This window comes from Parabacteroides sp. AF14-59, from assembly GCF_003479515.1.
Classification (GTDB): Bacteria; Bacteroidota; Bacteroidia; order Bacteroidales; family Tannerellaceae; genus Parabacteroides; species Parabacteroides faecis.
On the sequence record NZ_QUHH01000020.1, the window covers coordinates 1 to 24,372 of the forward strand.

At 42.5% G+C, this 24,372-nt stretch carries 14 protein-coding genes; 3 read left to right on the forward strand and 11 right to left on the reverse strand.

Annotation, left to right across the window (positions count from 1 at the left end; translation table 11 throughout):
- Positions 1 to 628: 628 nt before the first annotated feature.
- Positions 629 to 1,072, reverse strand: coding sequence for a helix-turn-helix transcriptional regulator (locus DWW23_RS18890; protein WP_122355072.1), 444 nt, complete (start codon positions 1,070 to 1,072; stop codon positions 629 to 631).
- 320 nt (positions 1,073 to 1,392) lie between these two features.
- Between DWW23_RS18890 and DWW23_RS18895 the strand changes: the two genes are divergently transcribed.
- From DWW23_RS18895 to uxaC, 3 genes are read left to right on the forward strand one after another with little or no spacing between them, the layout of a single operon-like run.
- The gene (locus DWW23_RS18895; RefSeq protein ID WP_122355074.1) at positions 1,393 to 2,436 is read left to right on the forward strand and encodes a sugar kinase; all 1,044 of its coding nucleotides are present in this window, start codon (positions 1,393 to 1,395) and stop codon (positions 2,434 to 2,436) included.
- Between the two features lie 54 nt (positions 2,437 to 2,490).
- The gene (locus DWW23_RS18900) at positions 2,491 to 3,159 is read left to right on the forward strand and encodes a bifunctional 4-hydroxy-2-oxoglutarate aldolase/2-dehydro-3-deoxy-phosphogluconate aldolase (protein ID WP_122355076.1); all 669 of its coding nucleotides are present in this window, start codon (positions 2,491 to 2,493) and stop codon (positions 3,157 to 3,159) included.
- Positions 3,160 to 3,162: 3 nt separating this feature from the next.
- On the forward strand, positions 3,163 to 4,566 hold the full coding sequence (gene uxaC, locus DWW23_RS18905; RefSeq protein WP_122355078.1) for a glucuronate isomerase: 1,404 nt from the start codon (positions 3,163 to 3,165) through the stop codon (positions 4,564 to 4,566).
- Between the two features lie 87 nt (positions 4,567 to 4,653).
- Here uxaC and DWW23_RS18910 read toward each other — a convergent pair whose 3' ends face one another.
- From DWW23_RS18910 to DWW23_RS18955, 10 genes are all read right to left on the reverse strand, one after another.
- Positions 4,654 to 7,404 carry a hypothetical protein gene (locus DWW23_RS18910; protein WP_147382631.1) on the reverse strand — a complete coding sequence of 917 codons (2,751 nt, stop codon included), beginning with the start codon at positions 7,402 to 7,404 and terminating at the stop codon, positions 4,654 to 4,656.
- An 85-nt stretch (positions 7,405 to 7,489) separates the two neighbouring features.
- On the reverse strand, positions 7,490 to 8,617 hold the full coding sequence (locus DWW23_RS18915) for a DUF4998 domain-containing protein (RefSeq protein ID WP_122355082.1): 1,128 nt from the start codon (positions 8,615 to 8,617) through the stop codon (positions 7,490 to 7,492).
- A 27-nt stretch (positions 8,618 to 8,644) separates the two neighbouring features.
- Positions 8,645 to 9,832: a DUF5000 domain-containing lipoprotein gene (locus tag DWW23_RS18920; protein WP_122355084.1), complete on the reverse strand. Its 1,188-nt coding sequence runs from the start codon at positions 9,830 to 9,832 to the stop codon at positions 8,645 to 8,647.
- A gap of 21 nt (positions 9,833 to 9,853) precedes the next feature.
- Positions 9,854 to 11,770: a RagB/SusD family nutrient uptake outer membrane protein gene (locus DWW23_RS18925; protein ID WP_122355086.1), complete on the reverse strand. Its 1,917-nt coding sequence runs from the start codon at positions 11,768 to 11,770 to the stop codon at positions 9,854 to 9,856.
- A gap of 18 nt (positions 11,771 to 11,788) precedes the next feature.
- Positions 11,789 to 15,031 carry a TonB-dependent receptor gene (locus DWW23_RS18930; RefSeq protein WP_122355200.1) on the reverse strand — a complete coding sequence of 1,081 codons (3,243 nt, stop codon included), beginning with the start codon at positions 15,029 to 15,031 and terminating at the stop codon, positions 11,789 to 11,791.
- A gap of 454 nt (positions 15,032 to 15,485) precedes the next feature.
- On the reverse strand, positions 15,486 to 17,450 hold the full coding sequence (locus DWW23_RS18935) for a S9 family peptidase (protein ID WP_122355088.1): 1,965 nt from the start codon (positions 17,448 to 17,450) through the stop codon (positions 15,486 to 15,488).
- 18 nt (positions 17,451 to 17,468) lie between these two features.
- Positions 17,469 to 18,959: a RagB/SusD family nutrient uptake outer membrane protein gene (locus DWW23_RS18940; protein ID WP_122355090.1), complete on the reverse strand. Its 1,491-nt coding sequence runs from the start codon at positions 18,957 to 18,959 to the stop codon at positions 17,469 to 17,471.
- 30 nt (positions 18,960 to 18,989) lie between these two features.
- Positions 18,990 to 22,451, reverse strand: a complete 3,462-nt coding sequence (locus tag DWW23_RS18945; protein ID WP_233564390.1) for a TonB-dependent receptor — start codon at positions 22,449 to 22,451, stop codon at positions 18,990 to 18,992.
- A 261-nt stretch (positions 22,452 to 22,712) separates the two neighbouring features.
- A complete protein-coding gene (locus DWW23_RS18950) occupies positions 22,713 to 23,681 on the reverse strand; it encodes a FecR family protein (RefSeq protein WP_158583211.1) in 969 nt (322 codons plus the stop codon).
- Between the two features lie 52 nt (positions 23,682 to 23,733).
- The gene (locus tag DWW23_RS18955; protein ID WP_122355094.1) at positions 23,734 to 24,348 is read right to left on the reverse strand and encodes an RNA polymerase sigma factor; all 615 of its coding nucleotides are present in this window, start codon (positions 24,346 to 24,348) and stop codon (positions 23,734 to 23,736) included.
- Positions 24,349 to 24,372 lie beyond the last annotated feature (24 nt).

Genomic DNA, 24,372 nt, shown 5'->3' on the forward strand with positions numbered 1-24,372 from the left:
AGCACACCGAAGTTGGCCTTCTGACGCAATAAGCGTTTGATGGCCCAATCGAAACGGATATACCGGTCCTGCAATTCTTTTCTTTCATTCTCTGCCATGGCTTTCGGATCTGAATTTTTCATAATTAAGTGTTTTATGTGTTACGTAATTCACAAAGATATACATCTTTCATAGATGAATAGACACATTCGGCCCTTTTTTATATCATAACACCTCATCCCACTCATTAAAAAACGCATCCCGTTAGCGGATATCCTACTTCCATTCGAATCTTCCTCTTACTTTTTTATCCGGAAACTATAGTCTATTTTCATGAAAGTAGTTGCTTTTTGTTGCCGGGATGCCCGTCTTAGCCCTTTTCACACCCCCATCCCAACGATGCTCACACCCGGGTGTCGAGGATATTGAGACCCGGGTGTCAAACAACATTAATTATTATATCTCTGACTTTTAACAATATAGTCATTCAAGAAAAGACACTGTCTATTCAACTTTCAAAATAGGCAATGATAGTCCTATGATAGTTGAATGATAGTTAAAAACGGGAACTATCATAAAATAACAAACTGATTATATATCACTTACACAGAATAATGATAGTATGATAGATGATATTACATTTTTCTATTTATTTCTTCTCGTTCAATAACTTCTCTAATAAGGCTACTTTCTCTTTTTCATTAGCCATCATACGTTCGTATAAGGAAGCGTTCTCTTTGGTAAGTTCGAGAATTTGTTCTACAGGATGAATCACTTTATTGTCATTCACTTCCCCATTATAGCCTACCCCAGTATTATTACTTCCACTTTCAAATTTATTATTCTCAATAACAATAGAAATCGGTGTTTCTTCCATATTCTCAATAACTTCCGGCGTAACTTTCAGGATAGCCGCAATTTTATCCATATATTCTTTTTTTATTACAGGCTGCTGTTCCAGTCGGGAAATACACTGTTGGTTGACGCCCAATTCATTGGCCAACGTCTCCTGTTTCATACCCTCATACTGACGTATCCTTCTGACATTAGTACCCTGATGAACATTCCTATCCTTTACATTTTCCGTATTCATATTATTATCTTATTTTAAGAGTGAAACAAATATATGAACAAATCTCCATATTTCGATGAAGATACAAGGATATAACAGAACGTCCCGCCTTTTTTCTCATTGCATTAAAGAGTAAAACACTCACACTCCGATAGTATTTTACAAATAAAGCCGCTATAGCCATTCAATATAAGGAACAGGAAAGGGAAATCGTTCTTAGCGCAGAATATAAACAAGACATGCCTGTTTTAATTCCATTTTGTGCAAATGTTTTCGCACACACATTGTAGGATATTAAATATAATCTACTACTTTTGCACTGGAATATAAAAGTTTATGCCATGGATAAAAAAGTAATCACCTTTGGAGAGATAATGCTTAGACTGGCCACACCAGATTATCTCCGTTTCAATCAGACAAATCAACTGAATGCTACCTTCGGAGGTGGCGAAGCAAACGTTGCCGTATCGTTGGCAAATTATGGAATCGACACTGAGTTCGTTACCCGTTTGCCGAAAAATGATATTGCACGTGCCTGCGTAATGGATTTACGTAAATACGGTGTCGGAACCTCTCACATCGTTTACGGAGGCGACCGTCTGGGTATCTATTTCCTGGAAACAGGAGCCGTAGCCCGCGCCAGTAAGGTTGTTTACGACCGTGCTCATTCTTCTATCGCTGAAATAGAACCGGGAATGATCAACTGGGAAGAAGTACTGAAAGATGCTTCCTGGTTCCACTGGACCGGTATCACTCCGGCTATCTCACAAGGTGCTGCCGATGCTTGTCTGGAAGCGATTCAGGCTGCCAATAAACTGGGCGTACCTGTATCCTGCGACCTGAACTACCGCAAAAATCTCTGGAAATACGGAAAGAAGGCTTCTGAAGTAATGCCCGAACTGGTTGCCGGTTGCGATGTGATCCTGGGCAACGAGGAAGATGCGGAAAAGGTATTCGGTATCAAGCCGGAAGGTTTCGATGTGGCACAGACTGAAGGCCAGGTGAATGCAGCCGAATTTGAATCGGTATGTACACAGCTGATGGCTAAATTCCCACGCGCAAAGAAAGTGATCATCACCTTGCGCGGTTCTATCAATGCCAACCACAATACATGGGGAGGCGTTTTATATGCGGATGGTAAACTGTATCAGTCTCGCCGTTACGATATTACCCACATCGTCGACCGTGTCGGTGGCGGTGACTCTTTCATGGGCGGCCTGATCTACGGTCTGCTTACTTATACGACTGACGACCAGAAAGCACTCGACTTTGCTGTTGCCGCTTCCTGCCTGAAACATACCATCTACGGCGACTTCAACCAGGTTACTGTCGACGAAGTGGAAAAACTGATGGAAGGCGACGGCTCAGGACGCGTTTCAAGATAGTTGACAGTTGAAAATTGACAGTTGACAGTAATATAATTAAGAATATACATAATTATGGCCAGATTTAATAAATTACAGGTATTGAATGCGATGATCAGCACCGGCATGGTACCTGTTTACTACAATAGTGATATAGAAACAGCGAAACAAGTAGTGAAAGCTTGTTATGATGGCGGTGTCCGTGCATTCGAATTTACAAACCGTGGTGATTTTGCGCACGAAGTATTTGCCGAACTGGTAAAATATGCAGCAAAAGAATGTCCGGAAATGATCCTGGGTATCGGTTCAATCGTCGATCCGGCTACTGCCGCATTGTTCCTGCAACTGGGAGCAAACTTCGTGGTAGGCCCGTTGTTCAATCCGGAAATTGCAAAAGTATGTAACCGCCGTCTGGTTCCTTATACTCCGGGATGCGGTTCTGTTTCCGAGATCGGTTTTGCCCAGGAAGTAGGATGCGACCTGTGCAAGGTATTCCCTGCCGGAAACGTAGGCGGCCCTTCCTTCGTAAAGAATATGAAAGCGCCGATGCCCTGGTCGCTGATCATGGCAACCGGAGCTGTAGAACCGACAGAAGAGAACCTGTCAGGCTGGTTCAAGGCCGGCGTTACCTGCGTGGGTATGGGTTCCAAACTATTCCCGAAAGAAGCGATCGCAGCAAAAGACTGGAAAGCAATCACAGACCTTTGTGTCAATGCATTAGAGATCATCAAAAAATACCGTTAAGTTATGAAACCATTTCTTGATTCAGATTTCCTGCTACAGACGGAGACAGCACAAAAGCTGTACCACGAGCATGCAGAAAAAATGCCGATCATCGACTATCACTGTCATTTGATCCCGCAACAAATAGCCGACAATTATCAATTTGCCGACCTGACAGAGATTTGGCTGGGCGGAGACCATTACAAATGGCGTGCCATGCGTGCAAACGGTGTTCCCGAAGAATATATTACCGGCAATAAACCGGCTTTTGAGAAATTCCAGAAATGGGCAGACACGCTGCAACATGCGATGCGTAACCCGCTTTACCACTGGACTCATCTGGAACTGAGCCGCATATTCGGTGTCGACAAGGTGTTGAATCCTTCCACGGCACGCGAAATATACGACGAATGTACCGCCAAACTGCAAACCCCGGAATTCCGTGCACAAGCCATCATGGAGCGCATGAATGTAGAGGTAGTCTGTACGACCGACGATCCGGTCGATTCACTGGAATATCACAAAGCCATCCGCAACACCCCGTTGAAGACCAAAGTTCTTCCTACCTGGCGTCCGGACAAAGCGATGGCGATCGACAATACGGTTGCCTACAACGAATATCTGGGTAAACTGGAAGCGGCATCCGACACGACAATCCTTTCTTTCAAGGATCTGCTGGGTGCTTTGCAGAAACGTCACGATTATTTTGCTGCCGAAGGCTGCCGCGTGTCCGACCACGGTCTGACCACGTTCTATGCCGCACCGTATACGAATGCCGAAATCGAAGCGATCTTCATGAAAGCACGTATGAACAAGGCTTTAACGGCTGAAGAAGTGGATAAATTCCGTTCTGCCATCCTGTATGAGCTGGCTGTTATGGATGCAAAAACCGACTGGGTACAGCAGTTCCACATCGGTCCGACGCGCAACAACAATGCCCGTATGTTCAAACTGTTAGGTCCTGATACCGGATACGATGCGATCGACGATGCACCGGTTGCGGTTCCGATGATCCATTTCCTGAGCCGCCTGGAAGAAGAAGGAATGTTGGCGAAGTCGATCTTCTACAACCTGAATCCGAAAGACAGCGCTGTCATGATGACTACAGCTTACAGCTTCAATGACGGCTCACAACCGGGCAAGATGCAGTATGGTGCAGGCTGGTGGTTCCTCGATCAGATACACGGTATGGAAGCTCAGATGAATACACTTTCCGACCTGGGCTTATTGAGCCGCTTTGTCGGTATGTTGACCGATTCACGCAGTTTCCTGTCTTATCCGCGTCACGAATATTTCCGCCGTATCCTTTGCAATATGCTGGGTAAGGAGGTAGAAAACGGCGAATTGCCTGTTTCTGAAATTCCTTTCATCGGCAAGATGGTAGAAGATATCAGCTATCAGAATGCGAAAGAGTATTTCGGATTCTAAAATCAAACATTTAAAATATGATGGAAGCGAAGGTTCGTAGAAACGAATCTTCGCTTTTTATGGGGATAAGGAATGTAAGAAATGCGGTTATTCTGTTATATCCATGTAATCTGAGTCTTTTTTCATTATCTGTATTGTTTTCGAAGCACGCATCAACTTCCCGCTGGGACTAATACCTTCTACTGTTATAGTATAATTGCCCGGAATATCCGCTGAATAAAAATCAAAGGAGACTTCTCCTTTACTCGTTTTTATACTAGGATTCCAATATATAGTCGTACGCAAATCGAAAGGTCCTTTTCTGCTATCTTCTATTGTTTCATAACGAGGTGAATAAAATTCTGTTATTATCTGGTAGCCTAAAGGAACAATTGTTTTTTTATTAAGATCATCGCGAGTAGGGAAACCTCCGTTACGAGCTTTTGTCGTAATTAATAAAGCTCCGCTTTTCACATAATCATTATCACTACTGATCATCTTGGATTGAACATAAAATGCACCTTGCGACCAAGGTTCTACTACTTCCAATTCCTCTATATATTCTTTAGGCATATTAACAATAAACTCATCATTAGCCCAATAAGGTTTGTCTTTAATTTCTTTTTTAGGTGGAGTAAAACCTATAGTAACTTCATCAACTTTATCACTTTCAGTAGACCTAAAAGCCTCTATAGGCATTCCATCTATTATTAACGGATACTTGCCCACTGAAGGCAAGGCTGTTAATAAAACAGCTAAAGATCCTGCATTAATCTTTTCTATTTTCTCTAAAGGTATTACACGCGAATCCCCTACCGAAAGAAATGATTTTCCCCGCTTTTTAGCTTTTACAACCACTTCATCCAAAAAGATCATCCGATCGCCGTACATTTTTTTATATTGCTCATTCGTATTACTCACATAATTTTCCAATTCACGATTATAGTCGTACCTCCACAACTGATGTCGGGATACAGGAGGATAAGAAACCGAATCCAACCTCAAATCCAAAGTTCTTGTTCCTTTTCCATCTTCTGTCAAGGCTTGTATCAGAAAACGTGTATTCTCCGGCATCTCCATCGATGTCAGATGAAAATGCCCCATCTCATCTGTTTCTGTTATCTCATAAGCCGCCGGAACAAATGTCGTTGCCGATACCAGATAACCACCCTTTTTACCTCGGATACCACCTCCGCCACCAACAGTTCCGGATATTTCAGGCCCAATTTCCAGTTGGCCTTTTGGATATTCGAGACTGTCTTTCAAAATTCTTCGTATATTATATCGGCCCCATCCCTGTGTCAGCATCAGGTAATCCAAATCCTCAGAACGTTGAAGATCACAACCGGAGAAATAGAATCCTGGATTCTCGATATTTCCTTTTAATTCGGATGTCAACAACATTGTCGAAATAATTGTACTTGCAGTATCCACTCTCACATCCTTATCTGAAGTAACTGATATTGACAAATCACCTTCAGGTATTATTTCGGTACCTCCTCTCAAACGAATAATAGAAGAAATCCTTTCCCTCGTTCCATAAACAGAACGATCTGTTTCTAATTCCGTATCAATCCCTTCTATTTTATTCAGATTAAAGAACAGACGCGCACTAAGAGGATTCCTATTGCTGTCGACCAGCAAAGCCTGTAGAACACCCGACGGCAGATCACTGCCTCTTATTTGCTGAAACTTCTGGCTGCCATCCCATGCTTTACAATAAAGTAGAGCTCCCCGTAATTGCAGCAATAAATATAGACCTTCCGGCACCGGTTGATCTGAAGCAGTAGCCACATAGAAATTTACTATTTCCCCTACCCGCTTAACTCCTAAAGAATAAACATTTTGCCGGGCAACTGGTAATTCAAAACGTTTTTTCATACCTGAACGATTTTTACATTCGGCATATAACCGTTCACCTGCTTGGGCATTCAACTGAAAAACTCCCATACCTAACGCATTACTATTAAAAATCGCCCTGATATTTCCTGAGGAATCTACCACGTTACCTTCGACTATTTCCCCCAGTCCGTCTGCTGATAATGATTTGAATCCAATCCGGGCATCATCCGTTTCGGCCGGAAAACTTCCCCCCTCCGGCCAAAAGGATACATCATATTCTTTCTCCGGATAAGGTACCGGCATATATTGTTTATGAAAACGACCGGAATAATCATATTCGATATATAATAAGCGATTAGACAACTCTTTTTCCGGCTGACAAGCAAAACGATATATAGAATCTTCTGACATCTTCAAAACCTTCATTTTTTCTTTACGATCCTGATACCGCATCTCTTTAGCCTCTATCTTCCGACTACTTTTTATTTCTTCCAACTGGATACGAGCATTTACTATCTCCGTCTTTTGGTCGTTAAAAGTAAACTCGGCCAACAAACGTATATCGGCAGATGACGGATTTCTTACATAAATATTCCGCCAATACATATAGTCTTCCCCCAACCCCTTCATAAAAGAGGTATAACTTCTCAAACGGTACGTGCCTTCCGGAAGTTCTTCCTGTAAACGGATATTCCCATAATAAGCACCGGAACGGGGTAATGTTTTGATACGCATCAACACTTTTCCTAAAGGATCAATCAATTCCGTGTAGACATATCGGCTGGTCGTATCCGGAATATGAGAAGTATAATCACACAAATAAGCACGAAACCAAATATTTTCTCCTCCGACATAATAGGATTTATCAGTCTGTACATATAGTTTTTCCTGCGGGTATATCTGAAGCTGTTTATTAAAGCACAAGAGAAGGCTATCTAACAATGGTTTATTTGTTGCCAATAGAGAATGAAAGATATTACAAACCAGTATAATCAAATAAAAGAACAATCGTTTCATTAGCCAGAAAAGTATTTTGGTAAAGGATGTACCAACGCAAAATGGTTGGTACATCCTAAAGTTAAATTAGTACTATGAAAAACGATCACTTGCCATAAATATACACTTCTGCAATGTTAGTAAAAGGTTCACGGTTACTATCTGGCAAGAGAATTTTAAGATAACAGCCCTGGCTTGTATCTATGGATCCGGGAATGGGTAATTCCAAACTATCACCATCACCGAACACTCCGGTTACCAACTGAACCCAATCTGTAGCATTGGCATCCTGACTATTTCCTACATAAATTTCAACACTTTTCGTATCGGTGGTACCGGAACGGCGATAAACTTCTATTTTCGACATTTCTTTCGGTGATTCCATATCTATAACAGCCCAATGCGGCAGAGGCGTATCACCATCCGTATAATTGGAGTGCCACCAGGTATCCAGTTTTCCGTCAATGATCGCGTCTTTTCCACCACCGTCGCTGGCTGTTTCATCGGAAACGGTTACCGTCCAGCCGCTACGGTCGAACTTGTATTCGGCAGGAAAAGCCTCGTCATACTTACTCCATGCCGTATAGAAAGTATCGATCGACTCTTCTTCCGGAATGAATAAAGAACGAAACTCAAATTCTTCACCCGCCTTGGCATCCGGACAGAATGTTGTATATTCTTCCGACGGCATCCGGATAATACTTTCCGTACCATCATTTTTTATGTATCTGACCTCATTGGCCAATAAGCCTTCCGCAGCGGAATACCATTCCACCGACGCCCCCTTGTCCGTAAGCGAGATATTTTTTATACGACGGTCCATTAGCGTTGCCAGATAATTCTCACCATAGGAAGTTCCAAAGTCCGTTACAGACAAAGAACGATGGTCGAAATTATCCACCAGTTGTACTGTGAATGTATATGACTTCTCTTCCATGTTATCCAATACGACCTCGATGCTGTCATAACTTGAATTAAAGGATACCGGAATAAGCAACGAATCCAATCCGTCGTTCCAATACAGATTCACCGATTTCACGTTCGGAGAATTATATGCCCTGCAAAAAAACAGAATACGCTCTTTTCCCGCAATAAACGCTATTGAATCCGGTTTAGGAGCATAAATGATCTCTCCGCCTTCAATATATTCTTTATGCACATCCATAAAATCTTCACAGGAAGTAATCAGGAGAGTGCATGCAATAAATACTAATAAACTATATATTCTTTTCATGGTTTATATATTCCTTTTTAATTTATACTATTCAACCACTTCCCCATACAGATCCACCTCTGCCGGATGAGTAAAGGCAGAGCCGCCCCAGGTACTCAATATCTTAAGACGGATATAACGTATCGGCTCCTGTGACAACTCAAAAGCAAATTCATGTCCTTCTTCAGCAGCCGTAATGTCTTCATCCGTCACTGTTCCGCTCGGAGATCCGGAAGGTTTGACAATCAGGCAATCCATCACTTTTTCCCATTCACTCCAGTCACCGCTCTGAGAAGGTGTTCCCGTTCCTTTGAACACATACACCTCGAAATCCAACGGATTTCCCCAGTTATAATACGAATCGGAATATTTACGCTGGAACATCACGACACGGCTGGGTTTCGCTACACATCCCAGATCGATAGTAAATGCGGCAGGCATGGAATTGGATGCCGAATGGCCGAAAGTATCATGGTCGTCGTCAATCAGATAGCTGTCCATCCCCTCCCAGTTGGTAAAGCTGGCATCAGATCCCAATTTCATAACGACCATTTTCTTTTTATTCAGTTTTTCTTCGAAAAGCGGTGTTATCTGACCTTCCGAAGGGAAAATAGTATCGGAAGCGTTGTCAAAGTTATCCCGCATGATCATCCCGAAATAACGAGGCTCGGCTTTATAGCCGCGCAAGCTATAACGGTTCGAATCAGCTTCCGAAGTCATAATACGCATAGTCTGCATTTGCCCCAGCGAATCCTGTGCAAGAAACTCCATCGTCAAGGGAGCTTTGTCTTCATTCCTCCAGTTATATTGGGCACCGCCAAAATCCTGTACGATCGATATTGTCTTGATGGCTTTGCTCAAAGAAGACTCCAACGGAGTAAAAGTCACTTCCACAGGATCCGACAATTCCTGAGCACGATTGATCACATAAATATTCGCTTTATTCGGGATGGTATCGTTATACCCTTCTATTTTGATCTTGTTCTCATAAAAAGAAGCGACTCTTTCCGTCTCTTTTCCATTCGTAAGCGTATAAACGGCTTTTACAGCCAGGATATCCTCCGAATTGGGAATGCGATAAGAAACGACGGCACCACCGGCTATCGGTTCCACATTTACATCGGTCACCACTCCGGGTTTTCCCAGACTTCCGGTTATAGGTTCCAGTGTCTTTTCCGAACAAGAGCAAAGCAATAGAACCGAAGTCAGCATACTGAAATAATATTTCGTTTTCATAATTCTGTATTACATTATTAATTACCACCCCGGATTCTGTACCAATTGCGGATTATTCACAATATCAGATTCTGGTATCGGGGCAAAATAGTTTTTATAAGTAAATGACTGCGTATAGACCGTAGTCAAAGTATAATAATCCACGACCTCTTTGGCATTGACATTCCAACCCTGTATCAGACGGTTCTGCTCTTTCTGGGCTGTTTTCCAGCGGCGGCTGTCCCAATAATAAACACCTTCACAAGCCAGTTCGATCTTACGTTCACGCTGAATGATTTCACGCATCCCTGCTTTGGTCGACGGTTTACTAGCCTGGTTCGAATATTTCTGCCAGCTTTCTACCACCCCTTTCAAACCGGCACGTTCGCGTACCATATCTATATACTTATAAACTTCCGCATCGGGAGCATCTTTCGACTCATTCATAGCTTCGGCGCATAGTAAGAGAAGGTCGGCAAAACGCATATCCGGGAAAGCAAAGTTTTCCCAACTGATATCATTGGCATTACGGAAACTGGAGTTGATCGAAACCAGCTTCTTCGGCCAATAACCTGTCGCATTATAATTACCCGGATTGGCTACCGATGAAAATTCACCGAACCGGTTTTTGGGATACAGACATTCTGCATCGTCATCCGGCACATTTTTATATGAGTTTCCATACCATTTACCACGGTCAAAACCTAATGTCGAATAAAAACGAGGTTCACGGTCAAAGTTCATAGCCGCAGTCTGCTCACCCTTCTGGATATAATATTTATGATCCTCGTCTCCGGTCCGTACATTGAAACGGTTCGAATAATCATAATTTTTATCCTCTTCGATGGGTACACCGTTCTTGGAATAGAACTGTTCGACCGTCGCCATCGAAACACTCATACGTGTCCCATAACTCAGAGAGGTTGCCTGTTCCAGATAACAAATACACTGTCCCTGCAGACCATCATTCAGCGGATAAGAAGAATTTCCCCATACCAACTCACAATTCCAGCGGTCACTTACAGAGCCACGCAGAGTCTGCACCAACCGGGTTTCATCCGAAAGAGTTTTAGTAGCCACATAATCGGAAGTCTGGTATAGACGGATACCGGCACTTTCACAAATATTGACTGCTTCTTTACAAGCCTCCGCTGCTTTTTGCCAACGTGTCTCATCATACGTCTGATTAAAGAACGGTTCTCCGTTATGATTACGGAAACTGTTGTAATCCGTATTCCCGTTATACAACGGACTGGCCCAATAGGTCAAAACTTTTGCTTTCAGCATATAAGCTGCCGGACGAGCAAAACGGCCTAATTCACTTGTCTGGTTTTCAATCACCAGAGGAAGCGGATCGCCTTCTATTACCTCATCCAGTAATTCCAGAATATAGGAAAAGCAATCATCGACTTTTTCACGATATACCCTGACACCTTGCGTCGATTCGTTCACCGGTATATTTTCACGCAACGGACAGATCGGTCCGTAATAGGTCAGCAGGTAGAAGTGCATATAGGCTTTGATCAGTTTCACTTCTGCAATCATACGCCTGATCTCGTACTGGTTCAGATCTTTTACACCGACAATTCCTTCCATAAAGGTATTACACTCACGAATACCTGCATACAAAGAACGGATCATGTCGCCTGTGCCGCCCCAATAATTGATCAAAGCACTGGTCGGACTATCGGTACCCAATCCGAATTTCATACCATTCTCTGTACTTCCTTCTTTATTGAAGATCATTTCCAGCGATCCGAATATTCCCGGATTTTCATTCCATCCGGCCGACTTAGGCATTCCCCAATAACAGGTAGCCAGATATTGTTCAGCTGTATACCGGTCTGAGAAAGCATTATCCAATGTCGGAACATTGTCCGGGACAACATCCAGATAGTTACAGGAGGCTATTGAAAAAGCAGTGCATATATATATTAAATATTGATATATCGATTTCATATTTTCCGTTTTATTAAATTAGAATCCTAAATTAAGTCCCACATTGATCACACGCTGAACAGGATAACCTAATCCGTTACCCGCCATTTCAGGATCCCATAGTTTGAATTTGCTCCAGCAAAGCAAGTTGGTTCCGCTCACATAAAAACGTAAGTTCTGAACCTTGAACTTCTTCACCAAATCTCTTGGCACGGTATAGCCGATTTCAACCGATTTCAACCGGAGGAAAGTAGCATCCTGCATAAACCAGGTACTTGTCTGATTGTTATTTTCAACTGTTTGATTAGCCAGACGGGGCCAGAAAGCATAAGGGTTCCTGTTGTTTTCAGACCAATAGCTATTGGCTATCACGTCCAGTACAGCATTTTGTCCCAACAAATTATCCTGATCGTTATCTCCCGCATCTCCATCCAAGAACGGAGTAATCTTTTTAAGATCCAGCCAGAAAGACTGACGTCCCGATCCCTGGAAAAAGAAAGAAGCATCTACTCCTTTATAACCTACCGACAGACCGAAACCATAGTTGATCTCCGGCGTCGTCGGATAACCGATAGGCACTTTATCCAATTCCGAGATTTTGCCGTCACCGTTTACATCACGATATTTGATATCACCGGCCATATATTCACCGAATTGGGTGGGAGAATTCCTTACCTCCTCTTCATCCACAAACAGACGTTCTGCTATATATCCCCAGGTTTGGGTCAACGATTTTCCTACTTTCGACAACCAGGGAGTCTCGCTGTAATCCGGCTCTTCCCATTCTACCGCTTCGCTCGTTGCGTAGGTTAATGTTCCGCGTCCTGTGATCCATAAATCTTTATTGAAACTCTTCTCATAGTTCAGTTCCATATCCACACCTTTTCCTTTTGCCTTTCCCAAATTAGCCTTTACATCAGGAATGATACCCATTGTATTCGGAATGATACGGTTCAGCAAAATATTTTCCCGTCGTTCCGTAAAATATTCAATATTAGCCGAAAGTCCGAATACCGTACGCATCTCCGCACCCACATTCAGCTTATAGGATTTTTCCCATCCGATTTCATCATTGGCATAGCGGTCTACAATAATTCCTCCCGGATTATAATTCAATTGAGTACCCCAATTCACTTTCCGTTTGTCGCTATTCAAAGTCACTTGCGACAGATAATAGAACCGGTCATTGCCATCCCCAATCTGATCCTGCCCTGTTAATCCATAAGATGCCTTGAATTTAAACTGATCGAACACATTCTTCAGAGGCTCGAAAAAGCTTTCTTTCGAGAGCATCCAGCCACCGGCTACAGAAGGGAAGAACCCCCAACGGTTATTTTTGGAGAAACGTTCCGAACCATTGTATCCAAAAACAAATTCACCGAAATAACGTCCGTCATAATTATAGGCTGCACGTCCGGCCAAACCGATATTACGACCAGGTAAAGATAATTGGAGGTTATCGGCTATACCGGTCTTTTTACTTTGCATCGTATAAACCAGCAAGCCATTTACTCCATGTTTGTCAAAATTACGGGTGTATTCCGCTGCTCCTTCCAGGTAGAAGTTCGTATTTACATATCTGTTTCCCGGGTTATAATTAATCCACTCCGTACCGGTACTCGGATTCAAACGATTCAATTTATACGAACTATCCAGCAGGTTATAAGATGATATGTTATAGAAGAAAGGATCATAAGCACGGTTTACCGAATATTCGGAATAACGGTCTATATTAATCTTTGCACGGATAGCAAGCCCTTCGGTCAACATATCCAACTTCTGCTTACCCTCGAACTGAACCAGCATCGTATTCTTACTGTAATCATTATATCCCTTCAAAGCCTGTGCATACGGGTTTACATAATTACCGGCACCATAGTTACCGAATAAGATATGCTTGGAATATGCGTACTGTTCATCCGGTTCATAATAAGGTTTGAACAATACGGGATTGGCCATCATCACTTCCTTGTACATGAAAGAACCGCCGCCGATAGGTCCTGTATATTCATCGAACGTTCCGCTCATACGCAATACCAACTCCGTCGTTTTTGTCAGGTTGATATTGATATTCGAACGGATCGAATATTTCATCAGGCTGATATTGGAATTAAAATTATTTCTTTTATCGACTTTCATGTTACCATTGTCTTTCGACACATTGGCAGCCACATAATAACGGGCAACCGTTCCACCACCGCTAAGGCTCAGATTGGCACGCTGGTTGGAGATCACATCGTTGAACATGGTATCGTACCAGTCCGTTGTCGGGAAGATATCGGGATATAATCCACGTTCGGTCATCGTTATTTTTTCTTCAGAATATAAAGCCAATCCCAGTGGGTCACGGGTTTTAATCGCTTCATTCTGCATCCGCATATAAGTAACAGGATTGGTCAGACCGATTTTTTTTGTCGGAGATGAGAATGAGTTTTCCACACGGGCGTTAATGGTTACTTTTCCTTCTCTACCTTCTTTCGTTGTAACGGAGATTACGCCATTCGCTCCGCGTGCACCGTATAATGCCGTAGCCGTAGCATCTTTCATGATCGAAAAGCTGGCAATATCATCTGTATTCAAACGGGCCAGGTCATCCGTACTCAATTCAATACCGTCGATTAGGATAAGCGGATCTTTCTTTGCTTCAGCACCAAAAGTCGTAATACCACGGATAAAGAAACTGGCGTTATCCTGTCCCGGCTCACCACTTGTCTGATAGGAGATCAATCCGGCAACACGACCGGCAAAAGCCGTTGTCAGGTTACTGCTCGGGATTTTTAACTCCGTCGGTTTCACTGTCGTAATGGCGGATACCACACTTTCTTTTTTCTGTTTGGCAAAAGCAACGACCGTTACTTCTTCCAGCTCGTCCGCCTTCGATTCCAGTACGACATTCAGGATTTTCTGCCCGGTATACTTAATTTCCTTGGTTTCCATACCGATATACGAAACAACCAGGGTGCTGTTAAGAGGACAATCATCAAATTCAAAGTTACCATCCATATCGGCAATAACTCCTTTCGTACTGCCTTTTATCTGTACTGTCGCACCAGGTAAAGGCTCTCCCCCCGCATCAGAGATTTTCCCTTTGAACTTTGACGTTTGTTGAACATTTGATACCACAGGGGAGATTTCGGCTTTTAGTTCCCCGGATGGTACCCACGCAATTGTTAATAAAAATACCGGTAATATCCATCCATATGAATATATTCCCGGCTTTGTGCACTGAATTTTCTGAAACAGATGGCATTTATCGCCATGCATCTTTCGCAATCTAATCATCACACTTACCAATTTAAGGTTAATAAATAAATATAGGTCTAAGAATTGTATAATGAATAAATCATTTAATCACCGCAGTTCTATGAGAACTATGGCATACAAATAACTGACTATATATTAGACTTATAAGTAAAATCAAGGAGTATGTGGAAATATATAAACCCTGTTTATAAGAATGATGATGATGATTTATGGTTAACAAATGTTATATTATTAGCTTACATTTTGCTCTAACATTATTTTTTATATAATTTTGTTTTCATAATGTGATAGATTATTTAATATGAAATAGTTCTCATAGAACTAATATTCAGAAAAACGTCCTCTCCTCCCTTTAAAAATCCATTTCCATAAGAACGATATAAAAACAAAAAGAGACTATCTCATTTTTGTTGAGGCAGTCTCTTTTTACTTAATTCTATTTTATACTATCATACAGTAACTTATAGTGCTATTATTTCCCGCTCTCTATTTCATCCAGGAAGCGGAAACATTCATAATAAAATTTCCGGTTATTATCGACACCTTTTATGCCATGTCCCAACCCTTCGAATTCCACATAGCGGTGAGGGAGGTTCAGATGTGTCAGTTTACGGTCCAGCAAACGCGAACCTTCGATATCCACACGGTTATCATGATTTCCATGTAACAACAGTAAAGGACCGGTCAGTTTCTCTGCATGATACAAAGGAGAACGGTCAATCAACCGGGCTGCATCCTTCACCGGATCACCTGCCTCAAGAGCTGTCCAGTCAGGGATATTGGAATGCATATGCTGGTAAATAATATCACAGAAACCGGCTGTCTCAATTCCAAAACCGAATTTAAAAGAGGCCTTATTCCCATTTACTTCGCCGGGGAATGTGACCAGACGCATCGTGGCATACCCTCCGTGGCTCATACCAAAGACTCCGATACGTTCCGCGGGAACATCCAGTTTTTTCGAGATATAATCCGCACAATAAATAATATCGATGATCTCGTTTCCACCCAGATCTTTATCATTCATAGCTGCAAAATCACGGCCGAAACCTGCACTACCGCGTGGAGAAGGGCTAAGAACCGTAATACCTGCTGCATTGAAAATTTCATATTCCGTATTATATCTGTTCTCACCACCGTAGAAAGATTCGATCATGATCAATTCCTTCCCTTTTGGAAGAGGATTCTTCGGCTTATAAAGATAAGCATGCAACATACGTGTTTTTCCGGTAGCCGGATCCACATCGAAAGTCGGGATAGAAAGACGTTCCACATCCGAGTGAACCAGTTTATCCTTCAGTGCCTCGGGTAAATCGAACACAACAGAGAGCTTCATGCTTTTTTTACCGACCTCCGCCTTCACAATCTGAAATACTACTGAAGTAGAATTTGCCAGCAGACTTACCTGATCGCCCTGAACCGCACCGATAGACAAAGACAGATCGGAGGATTGTTTGTATAACATCTTGCCGGTTTTGATATCCATCAACATCAATGATGTTTCTATCGGGTTACTTTGCAAGACGAACAAATATTTCTCATTCTTGATCGTTACAAAACGGGCATCTTCTATATCAGATGTAAAATGAGTCACCTGGCTCGCTTTCATCGTCCGGCGGTCAAAACGATACAGGTTCTTATATCCATCCTGATCGGAGAAGAAGAAACATTCATCACCGGATATCCATTTATCCATTACAGAGGTTCCTGCATAGCTACCCGGTTTGGAAGGGTCGGTCAGAACTGTTGTCCGTTTGGTTTCCGTATCGATATAAATAATATTTGCATAGGTACGGTCGGCATCTTTCAAAGCCAGCAGCATCAAACCTTTTCCGTCCGGTTGCCAGCTTACATCGCCCCAGGTATAACGAAAATCCGGTTTATCCTGGCAAACCAATTCATCTGCACCGGTCTTCAGGTCGAGAATACGCAATTCATCCAGTCTTTTTTCATTCTGGGCAAGTCTCGCCACATAAGCGATCTTTGTTTTATCCGGGTTAAAATCCCAGGCATAAATATAAGGTACACTTGTCAGTTTTTCCGGTTTAGGGGAAAGAAGATTGCTCCGGTAGATATTGATGATCTCTTCGTTGTTCTCATCCCCGATCCAATAGACATTCCCGTCTTTCTCATTATAGACAGGTTGCCAGCAATTACGTTTAGAGAAGTCGAGATCGACAACATCGGTTGCCTTCGACAAGTCGTTTTCCTTTGTTATATCCAACCACTGCAACTTATTCTGGTTGGAGGTTTTAAAAAAGAATAACTTCTGCCCGTCATCACTCAATGAAAACTGAGAATAAGGGAAGTCTTCAAAGAAAGGAGCAATGTCCACATTCCTCCCCTGGAATTTCAATACCAGGTCGGAGGCCTTCTGTTGAGCTGACGAGGCCGTACAGGCCATCGTCAGCATCAAAGCTACTATTAGTTTATTCATAATAAAAAAGTGTGTTTACTAATTTCTCCAATATTCATTCTGATCTTCAGCTGTCAGCTTCTTGTTATAAAACATTTCCGTATTCGGTATCGGCAACATGAAGCGCGGGCTGTTCGCCGGCAGTTCCTTCACGCCGGCCCATTGATCGGGACCGGTACGTTTCAACGGTTTGTGTAAACGTTTCATATCATTCAGAGCGAACCCTTCGCCGTATAACTCTTTTCTTCTTTCTTTCCAGATATCGTCTAAAGTCGCATCGGTCGGAGTGGCTCCGCGCATTTCCTGCAAAGTATTAAGCACTTTTTTGGCTTCTGCTGCATTACCGGCCTGCAACTCGGCTTCAGCCTTTATCAAATAGGCTTCTCCGATACGGCAAAAAGGATATTCGGCATCTCCGATATTTGCACGGTGTCCGAATTTACTGATAAAATAGCCATCCTCTTCATAAACATACCCCGGGAATAACTTACGGCTGTCGGTATCTTCAAACATATCACGGAAAGAAGCACTGGCACGTACCGTACTATATCCTTTCAACATATTGGTCGCCTTACTTTCTACATCTTTCGGATCTATTTTCGCTCCATATTCATATCCCTGGAAATCCGTACAGTACCAATAAAAAGAAGGAATGGAAGCATACAGGTTACAAGTGTTAGATGTAAAATTGAAAAACCATAACCATTCTTTATTATGATCTTTAAAACCGGCACGATATTCCGTTTGCGACATCAGATTTTCACCGGTATAAGAACCGGCAGCAAGGGTTGCATATTTTTCAGCATTCGTATAGTCACCCATATTCAGATAAGTACGGGCCAACAACAAAGCGACACCTTTCTGATTTACATACTGGGCATCCGTTCCCGTACAATGTTCGTATGCATATGTCAAGTCCGACAGGATTTGTTGATAGGCTTCTTTTACCGTTGTACGCGGTACGTTTTGTGTTTCATCACTGGAACCCGGTTCGAGACGTAACAGGATTCCCTTCGAATCCGGTTGATCCGTATAGGCACGAGCAAACAACTGGGTCAACACCAAAAAGTTATAAGCACGTAAACCGTAGGCCTGGGCAATCATATCCTCTTTCTCCGTACCTTCAGGTTTTAATGTTTCCGCACTGGCGATAATCGTATTGGCCTGATCGATCGATTTATAAGCAAAGCGCCAGATATAAGCGCAATAGCCGGTCCACCAGGGATCATCTACCGGTGTTTGTGCATATTGATAAGAGAAAACAAGCCAGTTATAGGTAGAAAAACCATAAGCGCCGCTGGTCATTGTCAAATCCTCTCCCATCAGGTCAGAGGTTACCGTAGCCAACGTATGATACCGATAATCTCCCAGTTGGGCATAAGCCCCCATTAATGCGGTCTTTGCTGCGGCTACGTCTGTCATGATCGCGTCATCCGATACGGAAGTGGAAGGCTCCTGATCCAACATATCATTTGAACAGGAATAGAATAACGGGAAAGCTATACCGAGCAATATATATTTTATTTTCATATTCGATTCTTTTTAATTATTCATTTATAATTAGAAATTCAGATTAAAGCCCATCGTAAATGTTCTGGGAACAGGAATGGCCGTTAATGCATTATATCCGCCGACTCCGAAAATATCGATATCGGAATATCCTTTCCAATCATCTTTGAACCAGGTGAAGAGATTATCCGCGCTAACGAAAACCCTTGCGCCTCTCAATACATTCGATACGGTTCCCAGGTTGGAAGGCAATGTATAAGACAATGTGATATTCTTCAGTTTAATGTTTGTCGCATCATACAGATAACGGGTAGAAACACCGTCAGAAGAATTTGTATTGTTGTTGACGTATTTCGGCACATTCGTAATGGTATTGGTCGGTGTCCAGGCCGACAACTCATCTTTATGCATCTGCGCACCTGCCTGATTTCCATCATGCATGATTTGTGAATACAGTGCATCGTAAACCATACCGCCCCAGCTATAAGCGAACAACAAAGACAAATCGAAACCTTTATAAGAAAGATTCGTATTCAAACCTCCATAAAAATCAGGAGTGGCACGTCCTTGTTTTTCATAAGTGGCCTGACTGTACACATTCGTTGTACCACGGTTGCCGTTTGCATCGACTTTCACCCATAACGGATCGCCATTAGCCGGATCGACGCCTACCCATGTCGGCATATAGAATTCATACTGGCTATATCCTTTCGACCAGATTTTCTTCGTGTCTGAAATAATCTGATCGTCTCCCACCAGGTCTTTAATCTCATCACGTATGGAAGACAGGTTCAGGTCAACGCTCCATTTGACAGGCGTATCTCTGAAGATATAAGCCCCCAAAGTTAGTTCCACACCATAATTGGAAACCTTCGCCATATTCATCATGATCGATTCGAAACCGTTTGAAGCAGCAAGCGGATATTTATAAAGCAAATCCTTTGAACTCTTGTGGAAATATTCGAACGATCCGTAAAAACGGTTCATAAAACGGAAATCGACACCCATATTGAACATTGCCTGCTTTTCCCATCTCAGATGCGGGTTGGCTAACTGGGTATGTCCTGTACCGGAAGAAGTTCCGTAAATATAATCGGCACCCGTATCCCATAAGCCTAAAGACTGGTAACGTTCCAATCCCTGATTATTACCGGAAGTACCATAACTTAAACGCAACTTCAACTGATCCAGCCAGGTGAGATCTTTCATAAAGTTCTCCTGTTCTATTCTCCAGGAAGCACCGGCACTCCAGAATGTTCCCCATTTATTATCCTGTCCGAAAACGGAAGAACCGTCACTACGCAAACTGACGGAGAAATTATATCGGTCATTATAAGTATATTCGATACGTCCCAGATAAGAGATCAACGTCTCTTTAGTCGTTTTGGATTGTGGGCTCAAAGCAGAAGCTCCGGAACTCAATTCATGCATACCGTTCAAAGGGAAGGAGGTAACACCTGCCTCTACTCTCTCATAATCACTTTGCCAATACTCGAAACCGACCATCGCATTCAAATTATGAACTTTTGCAAACTGAATCGAATAATTCAAGGTATTGGTCGATGTGTACATCACATCTGTCGTATTATAACGGTCTGCACGTCCGTTATAGGCAGGTCCGTTACCATGTTCTTTATTCCAGTATTTAGCTTCTGAATAATGAATATAGTCAGGAGAAAACACAGTCTTGAAATTCAGTCCTTTGTATAATTGAAAATCCAAAAATGCCGAAGCCAGGAAACGATAGTTCTTACTCCTGTTCATATCCATCTGCGGAATAGCTATCGGGTTAAAGTCCAGAGAAGTCGGATTGGTAAAATTATACTGTTTATTACCGGAAGCATCCAGGATCGGATTTCCATCGCGGTCGGTCAGATAAACCGGTACTCCGTTAGGGAAAAGCAATGCATTATAAAGAGGGCTTGCTCCTGCACCGCCGCCTACTTCCATATTCTGGACAGAATGAGAGAAGGTTACGTTCATGCCGGCTTTCAACCAGGATGTCACCTGTGAAGATATATTTCCTTTACCGGAATATCTTTTATATGAAGCAGAAGGAGTCACACCGTCCTGATCGTAATAACCGGCAGAAAAGAAATAATTGCTTTTATCGTTTCCACCTGTTACGTTCACATTATAATCCTGTGTCAGTGCAGTCTTGAAAATCTCGTCCTGCCAGTCGGTATCCACGATAATACGGGCACCGCTAACCAGATTCCCGTTTGCATCGATCGGCTGATCTACATTATATGGATTGAATGTGATCGCTCCCTGTGCAAACGTATTGGCCGACGAAGCAGCATCTGCCGCACTCATTCCGGCAGCCAGTTTCTGATCATAATGGGATTGCCATTTAGTACGATAAAATTCGGCCGAACTCATCATATCATAGGCCTTCGGTACGGATGAAAAGCCGAATTGCGCATTGAATGATACAGAGGCTTTACCTGACTTTCCATTCTTTGTCGTGATCAGGACAACACCGTTAGCAGCACGCGAACCATACAAAGAAGCTGCCGCTGCATCTTTCAATACGGTGATCGATTCGATATCCTGTGAGTTCAACGTGGCAAGTATACTGGATGAGTTATCGTTATCATCCGCCAGCTTGCTATATTTCGTATTGGCAGAAATAGGCACACCGTCCACTACGTACAAAGGTTCGTTCGATGCATTCAGAGAACCGGAACCCCGGATACGGAAAGAAGATGTCGATCCCGGCTGACCGGAAGAAGACATTACCTGCAAACCGGCCACCTGTCCCTGCAAAGATTTATCGAAAGAGGCACTGGGTGTCTGCAGTTTCGTGTTATCGATACTGGCTGCCGAACCGGTAAAAGCCGATTTCTTGCTGGTACCATAAGCTACTACTACAATTTCATCCAGATTCTGTGTATCTTCACTCAGGATAATATTCAATGATGTTTTACTTCCGACGGCTACTTCCTGCGGGATATAACCGATATAACTTACCTGCAACACGGCATTTTTGGGAACTTCCAGTTCAAAATCACCGTCGACTCCCGTGATCATACCGATAGTCGTGCCTTTCACGACAACATTCGCACCTATTACAGGTTCCCCCGAAGCATCCTTCACGATACCACTGATCTTTCTTGCCTGTTGTTTGATATCGGCAACCTGTGCTATTCTCTTACTGGAAGAAGAATACAAAACCACTATATGATCATCTATCCTATATGCAATACCTGTCCCTTTAAAAACCATATCAAGTATTGCCCCGATCTCTTCCTGTTCAGCCTTTACCGAAATATTATTCACTTTTATACCTTCCAGGGCGAGGTCATAAGCAAAAACAATGTCGGTTTGCTTTTTCAATGATTCAACAACATTCTTTAGTGTTGCATTCGTCAATGAAAGCTCTACGCTGAATTTCTGATTCAGATTTGCAGCAGCAAAAGTTGTCTGCACAGGAGCGATCATTAAACAACACAAAGAGGCCCCAACACACCAATGCATTACAGAAGATCGACTAATAGCTCTCTTTTTCATACTTTACCATTTTAAAAATTAACATAACACACATAACTCTTCCCACGATAATTCCATTCACAGAATGAAACTTTTAAGCACCGGAAAAGCAATTAGCTAAATACAATCACACTTATAAATATCAATTCGTTCCTTTTCCTTATATATTAATTACAACTAATGAAATAAAACTACCTAGCCAAAAATGTATTTTTTTTGATTTAATTTTTAAATAATGCAATACAAGAGGGTGAGAAGAGGGTAAAAAGAGGCTGCAAAGACTTAACGAATAGTATCTACGGGTATCCCCGTCATATAGGAAAGACGGCGAAGTGCATCGGAAGCACCTTTATGTTTTCTGAAAGAGAAGTTATAACGATTGTCTTTTATCGCTGTGGTATCCATTTTTATATTAACACCGTACAGGCTTTCTATGCTCTCGATTATAGAGGATACTTTAACGCCCGACATAGTTATCAAATCAAAGCGCCAGGAGATATATTCATCCACATTGACATGGCGGACTTCGATTCTATCTGTTTCCTCCGAACAGACTGCTTGTTGACCCGGTTTCAAAGTTACCAGTTTTTTCCCGTCGGCACGGAGCAGTTGTACAGAACCGGATTGTAACGTGGTTTTACTTATTGCCCCGTCAGGTGAGGTCGTTATACAAAAAGACGTTCCGACAACCTTTACCATCATTGCTTTGGTTTTCACGACAAACGGATGCAAAGTATCTTTTACGACTTCAAAAAAGGCCTCTCCCTGCAATTCCACCAGACGTTGATCGCCTGTAAATTCCGAAGGACAGGTTAAACTGGAGTGGGTGTTCAACCAGACCAACGTCCCATCCGGCAGGAAAACCTTTCTCACGGAATCCGGAGACTGGTTGACATAGACAATATCGGTATCCGGAGTGACTTTCGGCACCTTATATAATATCGAGATCGAGATGAAACCCAACAGGATAATAGCGGCAGCGACCGCCCAGCGTTTCCATAAATGATTAACCGTTTTTTTATTTATAGGAACGAAACGGTCTATCCGTTCATTAATGACAGATAATGAATCTTTCAGTTGGTCCGAAGTTCTATTACCCGGGGAGATACTATGTTTTGCATGCCAAATAGCTTTGAGATCGAAAAAAGCAGCCTTATTCTCAGGAGAAGTTTTCAGCCAATCCAACAATTGTAGCTTTTCTTCTTCTGTGGCAGTTCCCGAAAGATATCTGTAAACTATAGTTTCATCCATCATGTTATACCGTTTATATATATTATACAACGATGAAGCTCAAAATACCTATTCAAAATAGATTTTTTCCACCATTCGACAAAAATAAAAACAGGAGAGTCAGTCCTGCCTTATATCCTCCCAGCTTATCCCTCAATTGCTTTAAAGCCGAATAGATATGATTATCGACTGTACTTAAAGAAATCCCCAGCTTACGGCTAATCTCCTTACTGGGCATATCCTGCAAATAGCTCAACACAAAGACTTCGCGGCAACGGACAGGCAGGCTTTCGATCGCTGCCTGCAGATCGGCCCTCAAATCCTCATTGTAAAGCCGTCGAATGATGTCGCAAGAGTCCGGATCATAATAATCATAACCCATCTCCTCTATCTCTTTTTCGCAGGAAGAGTAATAATCATTCGCATGCTTCCTCTTCTTTAATATATTCAACGCGGAATTATATACGGAACGGAGTAAATATCCCCGGATGGAAAGTGTATCGTCCAACCCTTCCCTATGCAACCAAAGATTCAAAAAAACATCCTGCACAACATCTTCCGCATCATCGGCATCCAGCATCAGGTCGGCATAAAAGCGCACAGAAAGATAATGCAATTCATATATTTCATTAAATGCAGCACGATCTCCTCTCTTTAACCTTTCTACCAATGATACAACATTTGCCATTGAGTCACACCTGTTTTGACTACA